Genomic DNA, 12222 nt, shown 5'->3' on the forward strand with positions numbered 1-12222 from the left:
GATGTTAGAACTGGCAACAATTTCGAAAAGCTTTGCCGCCGCGCGCGTGCTGGATGACGTGAATCTGGTTATTCCTGCGGGTAGCCGCACGGCGATTGTCGGCCCGTCCGGGTCGGGGAAAACCACCTTGCTGCGTTTGATCGCCGGGTTTGAAATGCCGGACAGCGGGCGCATTGTGTTGCAGGGAAAAACGTTGTTTGGCGATGGTCAGTTTGTCCCGGCCCACCAACGCAACATTGGCTTTGTACCGCAAGAAGGGGCGTTGTTTCCGCATCTTCGCGTGGGAGAAAATATTGCCTGGGGGCTTAAAGGTTCGCGCCACGAGAAGCAACGCCGTGTCGACGAGTTAATGGCGATGGTGTCGCTGGACAGCAAACTGGCGGCGCGCTGGCCGCATGAAATCTCCGGTGGTCAGCAGCAACGTGTGGCGCTGGCCAGAGCGTTGGCGCAGAAACCGGCGCTGATGTTACTCGACGAACCGTTTTCGGCGCTGGACACCGGCTTGCGCGCCGCCACGCGTAAAGCGACGGCGGATTTGCTGACTGACGCGGGCGTCGCCTCCATTCTGGTCACACACGATCAGAAAGAGGCGCTCTCCTTCGCCAGCCAGATTGTGGTGATCCGCCACGGTCGCTTTGCGCAGGTGGGATCGCCGTTCGCGGTCTATTCGCAACCGGTTGATGAGGAGACGGCGCTGTTTTTGGGCGATGCGCTGATTTTATCTGCCGATGTGGCGCGAGGACGTGCGCACTGCCTGCTTGGCGATGTGGCGGTGGATAACCCCGCGCTTTCTGGCGCTCATCGCATTATGTTGCGCCCGGAGCAGGTGAGTGTGGTGCCGTGCGATGAGCATCAAACCTACCCGCAGGCGCACATTATCGATATGGATTTTGCCGGATACCTTTCGTCATTGACGCTGCTGTTTTCGCAAACCGGCGAACGCCTGACATTACAAGCCATTACCCGCCCGGACTGGCGACCCGGTATGAAAGTGAATCTGCAGGTTAACGGAAGCGCCCGCGTATTTCCCCGCTGAAGACGATGCCCGGTTAACGCCGGGCCGAGTTATCAATTGTCATATTCTTGAGACCGATCTCAAAACAATGTTTTTACATGTGTAAAACTTCGTTTCGTTTTATATCACCATAAAAATAAAAGCCTTTGTTACCCGTAATGCCTGATGGCATTCACTCTTGGCCACATTTTCCAGAAACAGAAACTCGCGATTACACCGGTGCAGCCTGCCGGGAGAACCTGTTTCAGGAGAATGACCCATGCAATACCCTCTGGGACTTAGTGTGTTGTTTTGTTGCCTGCCAGCGATGGCGAATGCGGCAACGATACTTGAAGGCGCGGTTTTTGCCGACGCGCCGCTGGCGGGTGCATCGGTGACGGTGACCGACAGTTCAGGCAAGCGCCTTACCACCAAAACGCGCAGCGACGGACGCTATTCACTGGCCGTTGATGCGCTCACGCCGCCGTTAACCCTTTCCACCATTCAAAGCACGGGAACCGCACAGTCGTGTTTGCGAAGCGATGAGCCGCGTGCGCGCTGTATGGCCTCGCTGCTGATTACGCTGCAAAAAGAGCGCCGCAATACCGCTAACATCACGCCCTTTACCGACAGACTGGTTTCCGAAGTGGCCGGTGCGCTGGGCTTTATCGGCCCACAGCAATGGGTTGAGCGCGGTGATAACAGCAAGCTGAATGCCGGTTTGCTGACCGAACCACTGGCTAACTTTCGTCAAGGTATGGCCGACGCGTTGCGTTTATCTGGCCTGAATGCGCAAACCGCCGATCCGGTGCAGACGCCGATTCGCACCGGCAACGGCATGGCGCGGATTTTGTCGGTGATTAACCATAACCGCAACTATGACAACAACAGCGGCGAGGCGGGAAGTGCGGTGCTGACCGACAGCGCCTTTCGCCCGATTGTCGGTTTACAGAACAACGGGCCGTGGGAACCGTTAGATTTGCCGCGTGCGCTGCGCGATCGGCAGGCTATCAGCAGCGCGAAAACGCGGATTTTGCTGGTCAGCGACTCCACCGCCGCCACGTACGAAGTCGCCCGTTTACCGCGCATGGGCTGGGGGCAAGTTTTCCAGCACGCGTTTCGCGCTGATAGCGGTGTCGTGGTGCTTAATGGCGCGCGTTCCGGGCGCTCCAGCCGGGATTTTTACAACGAAGGCTGGTACCAGCAAATGGCGCGCGATTTGCGCCCCGGCGATTATGTCTTTATCGCCCACGGTCATAACGATCAAAACTGCGATAGCGATAAAGCGTTGCGCGGCGCGGCTGACGTGAAAAACCTCTGCACCTATCCCAATGATGCCAGCGGCAATCCGCAGTTTCCGCCGGGCGAGCCGTTGTTGTCGTTCCAGCACTCGCTGGAGCGCTATATCACGCTGGCGCGCGCAGCGGGCGCGACGCCGGTGCTGTTTACACCAACCACGCGGGTAAAAAACCGCGCCGGGAAAACGGCCTTTGAGCTGGGCGCCGACGATGTGGTGGTCAGCAGTCATTACACGGTGAAAAAGCCCGGTTACCGCTTTGCCGGGAATTACATCGACACCATCAAACAGACCGCTCAACGCAATCACGTGCCGCTTATCGATCTGGAAAAAGCGACCATCGATTTCGCCAATGCACATGCCAGTAACTGGATGAATTACTGGCTGGCCGTGGATGCCAGTGACCCGCGCTACCCCTGGTATAAAACGCAAACCTCCGGCATTCGCAGCAATCCTGATACCACCCATTTCCAGCAACAAGGTGCAGAAGCTGTCGCATCGATGGTGACTGATCTAATCCGAACCACCCCTGAATTGAGCTCGCTTGCCGACACATTAAAACCCTAAGGAGAGACCGATGAAAACACTGCACTATTCACTGCGCTATTCAGCGCTGTTGCTGGCTTGTATCAGCGTTTCCGCTCAGGCGAGCGAGTGGAATGCCGTTGTCTCCACCGCGCCGCAAGCCGGTGAGTACGCCACCATCAGCCAGGCGCTGGCTGCCGCGCCTGACAGCGGCACGCCGTGGCGGATCCTGGTCAAAGAGGGGCGCTGGAACGAACGGCTGGTGATTGAAAAACCGGTCACGCTGGTGGGGCAATCCAGAGAGCAAACGCAGATTGAGGCAAATACGCCTGCCGGTTCATTAGGCAGCGACGGACAGAAGCTCGGCACCGGGCGCACCAGCACGGTGGAAGTGCGCGCATCGGGCGTGACCATTGAGAATCTGACCATTCGCAATAGCTTTGACTTCCCGGCCAATGCCGCGCTGCCGGATGGCGATGCGAAGAAACTTAAAGACACGCAGGCGGTGGCGCTGATGGTGTCGGAAAACGTCGATAAAGCGCGTTTCCGCCATGTCCGGCTCGAAGGCTACCAGGACACCTTTTACAGCAAGAGCGGGAGCCGCAGCTATTTCACCGATTGTGAAGTGAGCGGGCACGTTGATTTTATTTTTGGCCCCGGCATTGCGGTGTTTGATCGCTGCGAGATTATCGCCCGTAACCGCAATGATATTGCCCCGCCGTATGGCTACATCACCGCGCCGGCAACGCAGGCGGATGAGAAGTTTGGCTTGTTGATCATCAACAGCAAGCTCAGCAAAGAAGCGGGCGTTCCGGCGAAAAGCTTCGCGCTGGGTCGCCCGTGGCATCCGACAACACAGTTCAGCGACGGGCGCTATGCCGATCCAAACGCCATTGGTCTTGCGGCGTTTATTAATTGTGAAATCGACGACCATATTTACGGCTGGGATAAAATGTCCGGCAAAGATAAAGCCGGGGAGAAAATCTGGTTTTATCCGGAAGACAGCCGTTTTTATGAGTTTGATAACCGTGGTCCGGGCGCAGGGCAAGGCGGTGAAAAATATCAATTAAGCAAGGCGGAAGCCGCGCAATACGATCCGGCGGCGATTTTTAGCGGCTGGGATAAGTCGTTGCTGGAGTAAGGGATGTTGCCCCCGTGAGCGGGGGCAATTTATCAGGATCAGCTGCCGTATTTCACGTTATATCCGAGCGTATCGCCTACGGTAGTGTATTCACGGAAATTGAAAATCAGGGGTTTCCATTTGCCTGAATCAACAATGCCATTTTCATTTAACAGCGCGTTTTCAACCCATAAGTTCACGATATCCAATTCCGCCAGCATAAAACGGCCTTTATCGCTGGTGGAGACTAAACGGCATTCAGCCTGGATTGGGCACTCTGCGACGCGCGGCGGTGCAACATCGACAGAGGCTTCTGTGTGTAACCCGGCTTTGGCGAATTTATCGTGGCAGATTTCTATGCCCCATTTGGTCTGGTTTTCCGACAAGCTGTCGCCGCCGGTAAGTTTGCCTATTTGCTCCACTTTTTCCCAAAGCGTGTGATCGGGAATATTGATCACGGCGTCTGAACCAGCCAATAAATTATTGTAGGTTTTACCGCCTTTACTGATGCCAATAATCAGTTTCTCACCAAGGGAAATAGAGGAGGATGCCGCTGAAATATTTGTGTTGCCATCTTTATCTTGCGTGGTGACTAAAAAAACAGGAAAGCCGTAATAAAAAGAATTGAGTTTGGATTTGTTTTTCATTGTGCATTAACCCTACGTTATAAATAATTCCTCACCCATTTTTCCCCTTTCGATATGCGCTTTACAATAACCATTTTTGAGTAATAAAAACCGACGGGAAATAGCCACTAAAAAAGTAGTCCACAAATTATAAAACAGGTATATCATATGCAACAAATTCTTTTCCCCCTCCCGGCAAACTCGCTTTGCTGAGATACAAAGAGGATGAAACATGCAACGTATTGCGATACCCGCGAACTATGTCCACACCCGCTCAACGCCGTTCTGGACCAAAGAAACCGCTCCGGCGTCCATCTGGAAGCGCCATCTCGACGCCGGAACACGGCAGGGTGTTTACCCCCGTTTGAGTGTGCTGCAAGGGGCGATCCGCTATTACGGTTACGCCGATGAAACCAGCCCGCAACCGGTAGAGACATTAACGATTAATGCCGGTGAATTTGGCGTTTTTCCGCCGGAAAAATGGCACAACATTGAAGCATTAAGCGACGATACGATATTTAGCGTCGATTTCTATGTTGACCCGAAAATTTTGATTGAAGGCTGAGGTAATTCTTATGACAACTGAAAACAAAGGTTATTCTTTAGCAGTTTCTAACCGTGCGAATAATGAAACGCAGGAAAAGGTCTATCTCAAGCCAATGTCGTTATATGTCCCTGATGTTGCCGTACAAGCGGTTTCGGAACTGATTGCTGGCCTTGCGGGTGCGAAAGATAATTCCAGTGAGTTTATCCTGACGGTGACCAACAATAATAACGGTGTTTCTGTGGATAAAGAGTTTTCCAGTCTTAATGAACTGAAAGATCCGCTTAATGCTGCAGACGCGGTGAAAGAGTTGATTAATATCGTCCGGGGCTATGAATCGGACGAAGAAACTAACGTGTGCGGCTGGTAATCGAAGCGGTTGCAGGAGGTTTTATGGCGTATCAAATTCCCGTTCATTTCCGTCATACCCGCTCAACGCCTTTCTGGACGAAAGAGACGGTTCCACAGGCGCTGCTCACCCATCACAACACCAAAAAAGGTGTCTTTGGCCGTTTGTCGGTGATGCAGGGGGCGGTGAAATACATTGGTTTTGCCAGCGAGCACGACACCACGCCGGAAGTGGAAGTGGTGATTGAAGCCGGGCATTTTGGCATTAGCCCGCCGCAATACTGGCACCATATTGAACTGTTAACCGATGACACCTACTTCAATATCGATTTCTTTGCCGACCCCAATGAAGCGTTGGAAGGGAAGGGAAGGGGATTGGTCAGGTTGTGAATACCCACCGTAGCTAAACATTTCACGCCCGCTTCGCAGCGGGCGTTTTTAAAAGTTCTCAATAAACCGTTTTACGGCGGGCGAACGCTCGAACTTGCGCCACGCCAGCGCTACATCCGTTTTTAATGTCTGTTCCGGCATCCGGTGAAATGTCACTTGCGGGTGGCTGAAACAGGCCATGGATTGCGGAACGATGGCGAAGCCGAAACCGGCGGCCACCATACTCAGCGAAGAGGAGAACTGCGACGCTTGTTGCTGGTTTTCCATATCAATACCCGCGCGCAGGCAAGCGTTGTAAACCAGTTCATACAGCCCCGGCGCGACCTGCTGAGGGAAGATAATCAGCGGTGTTTGTTGCAATTCGTTAAGCGAGATATCCGTTTTCGCGGAAAGTGGATGTGAGCGGTGTAACGCCAGCACCATCGGCTCTTCGTCGATCAGTTTCAAGTTGAACATTTTGCTGTTTTCACACGGCAGGCGCACAAAGGCCACGTCAATCAGTCCCTCTTCCAGCTCCTGCATCAGTGTCGCCATATTGTCCTCTTTTTGATACAGCGCCACCTGCGGATAGCTTTGCTGAAACTGGCGAAGCGCTGAAAAAATTTGCGTGTGAAACGCATTGGAGCTGGTCACGCCAAGGTACAATTTTCCATTAATCCCCCGCGCAATCCCTTTCGCTTTTTCCATTGCCGCATCGCTCAACGCGATGATTTGGCAGGCATCTTCATAAAACGCTTCGCCCGCTTCGGTGAGCTCAACACCGCGAGTTTGCCGGTAAAAAAGCGGCGTACCCACTTCTTGCTCAAGACGGCGAATTTGCTGGCTTAACGGCGGTTGCGACATACCCAGCATTTCTGCGGCACGGGTGAAATGTTGCGTCTGCGCAACGGCGACAAAATAGCGTAGATAACGGAGTTCCATATTAAAAACATCTCAAACCCTGATGCTTTGTATATTGGAATCTCTCGCTGAAACGAGTCAATAATTAATCAGCTTTTCTAAACGACTGCTCAGCGAGGTAAAGGATAATGAGTCATGTAACCGGTTGTTCTTGCGAGGAAAGTCTACGGGAAACATTTCGTGCTTTTTCACAAACCCGTCCAGAATGTGTGATATATCAAACATCGCTAATGAGTGCGCTATTAAGCGGTGTTTACGAAGGAAATACCACGATTGAGGATTTACTCAATCACGGCGACTTTGGGCTCGGCACATTTAACGAACTGGATGGCGAATTAATTGCGTTCAACAGTGAGGTTTACCAGTTGCGTGCTGACGGTAGCGCACGGGAAGCCAGCCGACAGCAAAAAACCCCTTTCGCGGTAATGACCTGGTTTAAACCAGAGCATGAATTTCACCTGGATAAACCGGCCAGCCGCCAGCAACTGCACGACATTATCGATAAGACGATCCCCTCCGATAATGTCTTTTGCGCCTTGCGTATTGATGGTCATTTTCGCCATGCGCACACCCGCACCGTTCCGCGCCAGACGCCACCTTATCGCGCCATGACTGACGTGCTTGACGATCAACCCGTGTTTCGTTTCAACGGGCGTGATGGCGTGCTCGTTGGGTTCCGCACACCGCAGCATATGCAGGGGATTAACGTGGCGGGCTACCACGAGCACTTTATTACGGATGACCGTCATGGCGGCGGACATTTGCTGGATTACCAGCTTGAAAGCGGCACGCTGACGTTTGGCGAAATCCACCATTTGCTGATTGACCTGCCTGCGGATGCGGCGTTTCTCAACGCCGATTTACACCCGGACAACCTGGACGCTGCCATTCGTTCCGTCGAGAACTGATAAACATTTAAAGGAGTAAATGATGAGTAAAGAGAGCCGTACACACCAGTGGGCGCATGGCGCCGATATGGTGGTGGCACAACTGGAAGCGCAGGGCGTGAAACATGTGTTTGGCATTCCCGGTGCCAAAATCGACAAAGTGTTTGATTCGCTTATTGATTCAACCATTCAAACTATTCCGGTGCGCCACGAAGCGAACGCGGCATTTATGGCGGCGGCAGTCGGGCGTATTACCGGTAAAGCTGGCGTCGCGCTGGTCACGTCTGGTCCCGGCTGTTCCAATTTGATTACCGGTATGGCGACCGCCAACAGCGAAGGCGACCCGGTGGTGGCGCTGGGCGGGGCGGTGAAACGGGCGGATAAAGCCAAGCTGGTGCACCAGAGCATGGACACGGTGGCGATGTTCAACCCGGTCACGAAATACGCAGTAGAGATAACCTCATCCGACGCGATTGCCGAAGTGGTATCCAATGCTTTTCGCGCCGCCGAGCAGGGTCGGCCGGGCAGCGCGTTTGTCAGCCTGCCGCAGGATATTGCCGATCAACCCGCGAGCGGCACTATCTTGCCCGCCAGCGGTGTTCCGCAGTTAGGTGCCGCACCGGATGCGGCGATTGACGAGGTGGCGAAACTTATCGCGCAGGCGCAAAACCCGGTGTTTTTACTCGGGCTGATGGCAAGCCGTGAGGAAAATATTTCGGCGCTGCATCAGTTGCTGGAAAAAAGCCATATTCCGGTCACCAGCACGTATCAGGCAGCAGGCGCGGTTAATCAGCAACATTTCACCCGCTTTGCCGGACGCGTGGGGTTATTTAATAACCAGGCCGGGGATCGGCTGCTGCACCTGGCGGATCTGATTATCTGTATTGGTTACAGCCCGGTGGAATATGAGCCATCGATGTGGAACACCGGTGACGCGAAACTGGTCCATATCGATGTGCTTCCCGCTTATGAAGAGCGCAATTACGTGCCGGATTGTGAACTGGTTGGCGATATTGCCAGCACGCTCGACAAACTGGCCGCGAAAATCGAAAAACCGCTGATCCTCACGCCGCGCGCCTCAGAGATCCTGATTGAGCGCCGCAACCAGCGGGAACTGCTCAGCCGTAAAGGGGCGCAGCTCAGCCAGTTCGCCATTCACCCGCTGCGTATTGTGCGGGCGATGCAGGATATTGTGAATAACGATGTCACGCTGACGGTTGATATGGGCAGTTTCCATATCTGGATTGCCCGCTATCTCTATAGCTTCCGCGCCCGCCAGGTGATGATTTCCAACGGTCAGCAAACCATGGGCGTTGCGTTGCCGTGGGCGATTGGTGCCTGGCTGGTCAACCCTGGCCGCAAAGTAGTGTCGGTTTCCGGCGATGGCGGTTTTTTACAATCGAGCATGGAACTGGAAACCGCTGTGCGCCTCAGGGCGAATGTGCTGCATATCATCTGGGTGGACAACGCCTACAACATGGTGGCCATTCAGGAAGAGAAAAAATATCAGCGCCTTTCCGGCGTCAATTTTGGCCCGGTCGATTTTAAAGCTTATGCCGAAGCATTTGGGGCTAAAGGTTTCGCTGTTGAAAGTACGGCAGAACTGGAGCCCACGCTGCGTGCGGCAATGGACACGGACGGTCCGGCGGTGGTCGCCATTCCGGTTGATTACAGCGATAACCCTCTGCTGATGGGCCAGCTCAATCTTAACCAGATTCTTTGAAAACCAAGGAGATATGATGAAAAAAGTTGCATTCGTGACCGGTGCGGGTCAGGGCATTGGTAAAGCCATTGCGTTGCGTCTGGCGAAAGATGGCTTTGCCGTCGCTGTTGCTGATTACAACGCCGCAACGGCAAAAGCAGTGGCTGACGAAATTAATAACAACAATGGCAGCGCGATTGCGGTGACGGTGGATGTTTCTGACCGCGACAAGGTGTTTGCCGCGGTAGAGGAGGCCAGAACCAAACTGAACGGTTTCGACGTGATTGTGAATAACGCCGGTGTTGCGCCTTCGACGCCGATTGAGTCCATCACGCCGGAAGTGGTGGATAAGGTTTATAACATCAACGTAAAAGGCGTGATTTGGGGTATCCAGGCGGCGGTAAAAGCCTTCAAAGCGGAAAAACACGGCGGAAAAATTATCAACGCGTGTTCACAAGCCGGACATGTCGGTAACCCGGAACTGGCCGTGTACAGTTCCAGCAAGTTCGCCGTGCGGGGATTAACGCAAACAGCCGCGCGGGATCTCGCGCCGCTGGGCATTACCGTCAATGGCTACTGTCCGGGCATCGTGAAAACACCAATGTGGGCGGAAATAGACCGTCAGGTCTCGGAAGCGGCTGGTAAACCGCTGGGGTATGGCACCGAGCAGTTCGCTAAACGCATTACACTTGGGCGTCTTTCGGAACCTGAAGACGTTGCCGCCTGCGTCTCTTACCTCGCAGGGCCGGATTCCGACTATATGACCGGCCAATCATTGCTGATCGATGGTGGTATGGTGTTTAACTAATTTTTATGGCTCGGACACAGCCTTGCCCTTGCGAAAACGCAGGGGCTTTTTTGTTGATGAAAGCCATTCTCATCTCCACACTGTTGTGTTAAGTTGCATATAAAATGCATGTTATGGAAAGGAGAGTCCGATGGCCGACAGTGATAAAGCAGGGCATACCTTTTTGGCGAGCCTCGGGAAAACGCGTTTGCGCCCCGGCGGGGTGGAAGCGACCGAATGGTTATTTAGCCAGGTACCGCTAAATGAGCAGAGCCGGGTGCTGGAAGTCGCCTGCAATATGGGCACCACCTCGATTGAACTGGTGCAGCGTTTTGGCTGTACGGTGGATGCCATCGACATGGATAAAAATGCGCTCGCGCAGGCGCGACAGAACGTGATTTCTGCCGGTCTCGACAGCCACATTCATCTTAGCGAAGCCAATGCGAATAAGCTGCCGTTCGACGATAACACTTTTGATGTGGTGATTAACGAAGCGATGCTGACCATGTATGTGGACAAAGCGAAAGCGAAGCTTATCAGCGAATATTACCGCGTGCTGAAACCCGGCGGTCGTTTACTGACGCACGACATTATGTTTATGCGCAGCGGGCTGGCGACAGATAACCAGTCAAAACTGGAGCAGGTGGTGAGATCGAATGTCAGCCCGATGACAGAAGCGGCGTGGAGAACATTGTTTATCGACAATGGCTTTGCCGAAGTAGAAACGCGCCACGGGGCAATGTCGCTGATGTCGCCCGTTGGGCTGATCCGTGATGAAGGTTTCGCGCGTACGCTGCGCATTGTTTTTAATGGCTTGCGCACCCGTGATAACCGGACGCGTTTTCTCGGCATGTTCCGCTTTTTCCGCGCAAATCGCCGCCAGTTAAACTACATTGCCTGCTGTTCACGCAAGGCGTAACACCTCAGATTTTGCGTGCTGTCCAGCCGTGAATTAACAGCGACTGGAAAAAGCGCTGCGGCGGGGTAAAACCAGCCTGTTCAATCAGTTCTTCCGTGGTTTCTGCCGGCAACAGCAGCAGGCGCTGTGACAGTTGCGCTTTGATTTCAGCCATATCGCGCGGTGCCTGGCTGGCGGTTTCGTGCATGGTTGTCCACACTTCGAGCTGTTCATCAAACGCCGGGCTGTGCATGTCCCCGGCGATCTCCGCCGTGATCACACGTCCGCCGCATTTTAACTGGCTCGCCATTTGTGAATAGATGCCATCGCGCTGTGGATGCTGAATGAAGTGAGTTACCAGCAGGCTGAGCACCGCATCAAAATCGCCGTTGGCGGGAAGCTCACTAAGATAGCCTTCATGCAATGTGCAGCGGTTGGCAATGCCTGCCTGGCCGAGCTTTTGCTGGCAAACTGCCAGCATATCTGGCGAGGGATCAACGCCGGTAAAATGCCAGTGCGGATGGTGCTGTGCAAGGCGAATGATTTCACTGCCGGTGCCGACGCCAACACAGAGAATTCGCGCTTGCTGCGGCATTTTGTTCAGCAACAGAGATATTAGCAGGTGCAGATTATTGGCAATTTCGCCCAGTCGCTCGTTGTAAGCATCGTACTGGCGGGAGAATTCGCTGTTAAAAATATCGTTCGTATTCTGTGCCACGTTATCTCCGGGATGGGTGTCAGTCATGTAACTTACAATATTACATGATAATAGGCAGCGCAAGACATATGCATATTTCGGCAAACCAGCGCAAAAATGATCGTTTTGGTTATAGCGCGCTTTGCGTTTAACTGAGCGCGTCAACCTTTGCTGGAGAACGTGCTGATGAAGACATTGCTGCAACGGTGGCTTAATCGCCTTACCCCGACGCTGCCATTACAGACGGACGCGGGGGAATATGATTCGGGGCGCCATGTTGCGCTGCTAATCCCGTTCGGCCTGCTTTATGGTCTCGATTATCATCCTTCTGTATGGATTTACGATGAAAAATGAGCGCCTTCACCTGGTGATACGCTATAGCTACTGGAATGAACTGTGCGCTGAAAAGTTAAAACCCGTCTGATAGCAGGCGGGTTTTTTGTTTGCGCTGCGCAGGGTTTTCGTGAATTCACAACTGCCGCTTTTTAACTGTTCTTTCGATCTCAT

At 53.4% G+C, this 12222-nt stretch carries 14 protein-coding genes; 11 read left to right on the plus strand and 3 right to left on the minus strand.

All coding sequences use genetic code 11. From position 1 onward, the window contains the following. The first annotated feature begins 1 nt into the window (after position 1). From ACFX4U_RS10295 to ACFX4U_RS10305, 3 genes are all read left to right on the plus strand, one after another. On the plus strand, positions 2-1036 hold the full coding sequence (locus ACFX4U_RS10295; protein ID WP_313508078.1) for an ABC transporter ATP-binding protein: 1035 nt from the start codon (positions 2-4) through the stop codon (positions 1034-1036). 238 nt (positions 1037-1274) lie between these two features. Then, a complete protein-coding gene (locus tag ACFX4U_RS10300; protein ID WP_313508079.1) occupies positions 1275-2858 on the plus strand; it encodes a GDSL-type esterase/lipase family protein in 1584 nt (527 codons plus the stop codon). A gap of 10 nt (positions 2859-2868) precedes the next feature. Next, positions 2869-3957, plus strand: a complete 1089-nt coding sequence (locus ACFX4U_RS10305; protein WP_313508080.1) for a pectinesterase family protein — start codon at positions 2869-2871, stop codon at positions 3955-3957. 38 nt (positions 3958-3995) lie between these two features. On the opposite strand, the gene ACFX4U_RS10310 is transcribed toward ACFX4U_RS10305, so the two are convergent. Beyond that, entirely contained in the window at positions 3996-4583 is a 588-nt protein-coding gene (locus tag ACFX4U_RS10310; RefSeq protein WP_313508081.1) for a flavin reductase family protein, read from the minus strand. 211 nt (positions 4584-4794) lie between these two features. Between ACFX4U_RS10310 and ACFX4U_RS10315 the strand changes: the two genes are divergently transcribed. The 3 genes from ACFX4U_RS10315 to ACFX4U_RS10325 are packed head-to-tail and all read left to right on the plus strand — an operon-like array spanning position 4795 to position 5844. After that, positions 4795-5127, plus strand: coding sequence for a DUF1971 domain-containing protein (locus tag ACFX4U_RS10315; RefSeq protein WP_045512182.1), 333 nt, complete (start codon positions 4795-4797; stop codon positions 5125-5127). Between the two features lie 10 nt (positions 5128-5137). Further along, positions 5138-5476: a DUF1869 domain-containing protein gene (locus ACFX4U_RS10320; protein ID WP_305734999.1), complete on the plus strand. Its 339-nt coding sequence runs from the start codon at positions 5138-5140 to the stop codon at positions 5474-5476. Between the two features lie 23 nt (positions 5477-5499). Continuing rightward, the gene (locus ACFX4U_RS10325) at positions 5500-5844 is read left to right on the plus strand and encodes a DUF1971 domain-containing protein (protein WP_380218637.1); all 345 of its coding nucleotides are present in this window, start codon (positions 5500-5502) and stop codon (positions 5842-5844) included. A gap of 48 nt (positions 5845-5892) precedes the next feature. Here ACFX4U_RS10325 and ACFX4U_RS10330 read toward each other — a convergent pair whose 3' ends face one another. Beyond that, positions 5893-6765 carry a LysR family transcriptional regulator gene (locus tag ACFX4U_RS10330; protein WP_200552233.1) on the minus strand — a complete coding sequence of 291 codons (873 nt, stop codon included), beginning with the start codon at positions 6763-6765 and terminating at the stop codon, positions 5893-5895. A 107-nt stretch (positions 6766-6872) separates the two neighbouring features. Between ACFX4U_RS10330 and budA the strand changes: the two genes are divergently transcribed. From budA to ACFX4U_RS10350, 4 genes are all read left to right on the plus strand, one after another. Next, the gene (gene budA, locus ACFX4U_RS10335) at positions 6873-7652 is read left to right on the plus strand and encodes an acetolactate decarboxylase (protein WP_305735002.1); all 780 of its coding nucleotides are present in this window, start codon (positions 6873-6875) and stop codon (positions 7650-7652) included. 22 nt (positions 7653-7674) lie between these two features. After that, entirely contained in the window at positions 7675-9354 is a 1680-nt protein-coding gene (gene alsS, locus ACFX4U_RS10340; protein ID WP_305737551.1) for an acetolactate synthase AlsS, read from the plus strand. A gap of 16 nt (positions 9355-9370) precedes the next feature. Beyond that, complete coding sequence (locus ACFX4U_RS10345; RefSeq protein ID WP_200552231.1) at positions 9371-10141, plus strand: (S)-acetoin forming diacetyl reductase; 771 nt, start codon at positions 9371-9373, stop codon at positions 10139-10141. A gap of 130 nt (positions 10142-10271) precedes the next feature. Further along, positions 10272-11039 (plus strand): class I SAM-dependent methyltransferase, encoded by a 768-nt coding sequence (locus ACFX4U_RS10350; RefSeq protein WP_313508082.1) that lies wholly within the window; start codon positions 10272-10274, stop codon positions 11037-11039. A 4-nt stretch (positions 11040-11043) separates the two neighbouring features. Here the strand turns inward: ACFX4U_RS10350 and ACFX4U_RS10355 are convergent, their stop codons facing one another. Further along, the gene (locus tag ACFX4U_RS10355; protein WP_313508083.1) at positions 11044-11736 is read right to left on the minus strand and encodes a class I SAM-dependent methyltransferase; all 693 of its coding nucleotides are present in this window, start codon (positions 11734-11736) and stop codon (positions 11044-11046) included. 165 nt (positions 11737-11901) lie between these two features. Here ACFX4U_RS10355 and ACFX4U_RS10360 point away from each other — a divergent pair, with 165 nt between their 5' ends. Then, complete coding sequence (locus ACFX4U_RS10360) at positions 11902-12069, plus strand: hypothetical protein (RefSeq protein WP_313508084.1); 168 nt, start codon at positions 11902-11904, stop codon at positions 12067-12069. Positions 12070-12222: the final 153 nt, after the last annotated feature.

Source organism: Kosakonia sp. YIM B13588, assembly GCF_042788165.1.
In the GTDB taxonomy this organism is placed as follows: domain Bacteria; phylum Pseudomonadota; class Gammaproteobacteria; order Enterobacterales; family Enterobacteriaceae; genus Kosakonia; species Kosakonia sacchari.

Bases quoted from the DNA above. Each gene is read 5' to 3' on its own strand.
- ACFX4U_RS10295 (WP_313508078.1), top strand. From the start codon at position 2: ATGTTAGAACTGGCAACAATTTCGAAAAGCTTTGCCGCCGCGCGCGTG.
- ACFX4U_RS10300 (WP_313508079.1), top strand. From the start codon at position 1,275: ATGCAATACCCTCTGGGACTTAGTGTGTTGTTTTGTTGCCTGCCAGCG.
- ACFX4U_RS10305 (WP_313508080.1), top strand. From the start codon at position 2,869: ATGAAAACACTGCACTATTCACTGCGCTATTCAGCGCTGTTGCTGGCT.
- ACFX4U_RS10310 (WP_313508081.1), bottom strand. From the start codon at position 4,583: ATGAAAAACAAATCCAAACTCAATTCTTTTTATTACGGCTTTCCTGTT.
- ACFX4U_RS10315 (WP_045512182.1), top strand. From the start codon at position 4,795: ATGCAACGTATTGCGATACCCGCGAACTATGTCCACACCCGCTCAACG.
- ACFX4U_RS10320 (WP_305734999.1), top strand. From the start codon at position 5,138: ATGACAACTGAAAACAAAGGTTATTCTTTAGCAGTTTCTAACCGTGCG.
- ACFX4U_RS10325 (WP_380218637.1), top strand. From the start codon at position 5,500: ATGGCGTATCAAATTCCCGTTCATTTCCGTCATACCCGCTCAACGCCT.
- ACFX4U_RS10330 (WP_200552233.1), bottom strand. From the start codon at position 6,765: ATGGAACTCCGTTATCTACGCTATTTTGTCGCCGTTGCGCAGACGCAA.
- budA (WP_305735002.1), top strand. From the start codon at position 6,873: ATGAGTCATGTAACCGGTTGTTCTTGCGAGGAAAGTCTACGGGAAACA.
- alsS (WP_305737551.1), top strand. From the start codon at position 7,675: ATGAGTAAAGAGAGCCGTACACACCAGTGGGCGCATGGCGCCGATATG.
- ACFX4U_RS10345 (WP_200552231.1), top strand. From the start codon at position 9,371: ATGAAAAAAGTTGCATTCGTGACCGGTGCGGGTCAGGGCATTGGTAAA.
- ACFX4U_RS10350 (WP_313508082.1), top strand. From the start codon at position 10,272: ATGGCCGACAGTGATAAAGCAGGGCATACCTTTTTGGCGAGCCTCGGG.
- ACFX4U_RS10360 (WP_313508084.1), top strand. From the start codon at position 11,902: ATGAAGACATTGCTGCAACGGTGGCTTAATCGCCTTACCCCGACGCTG.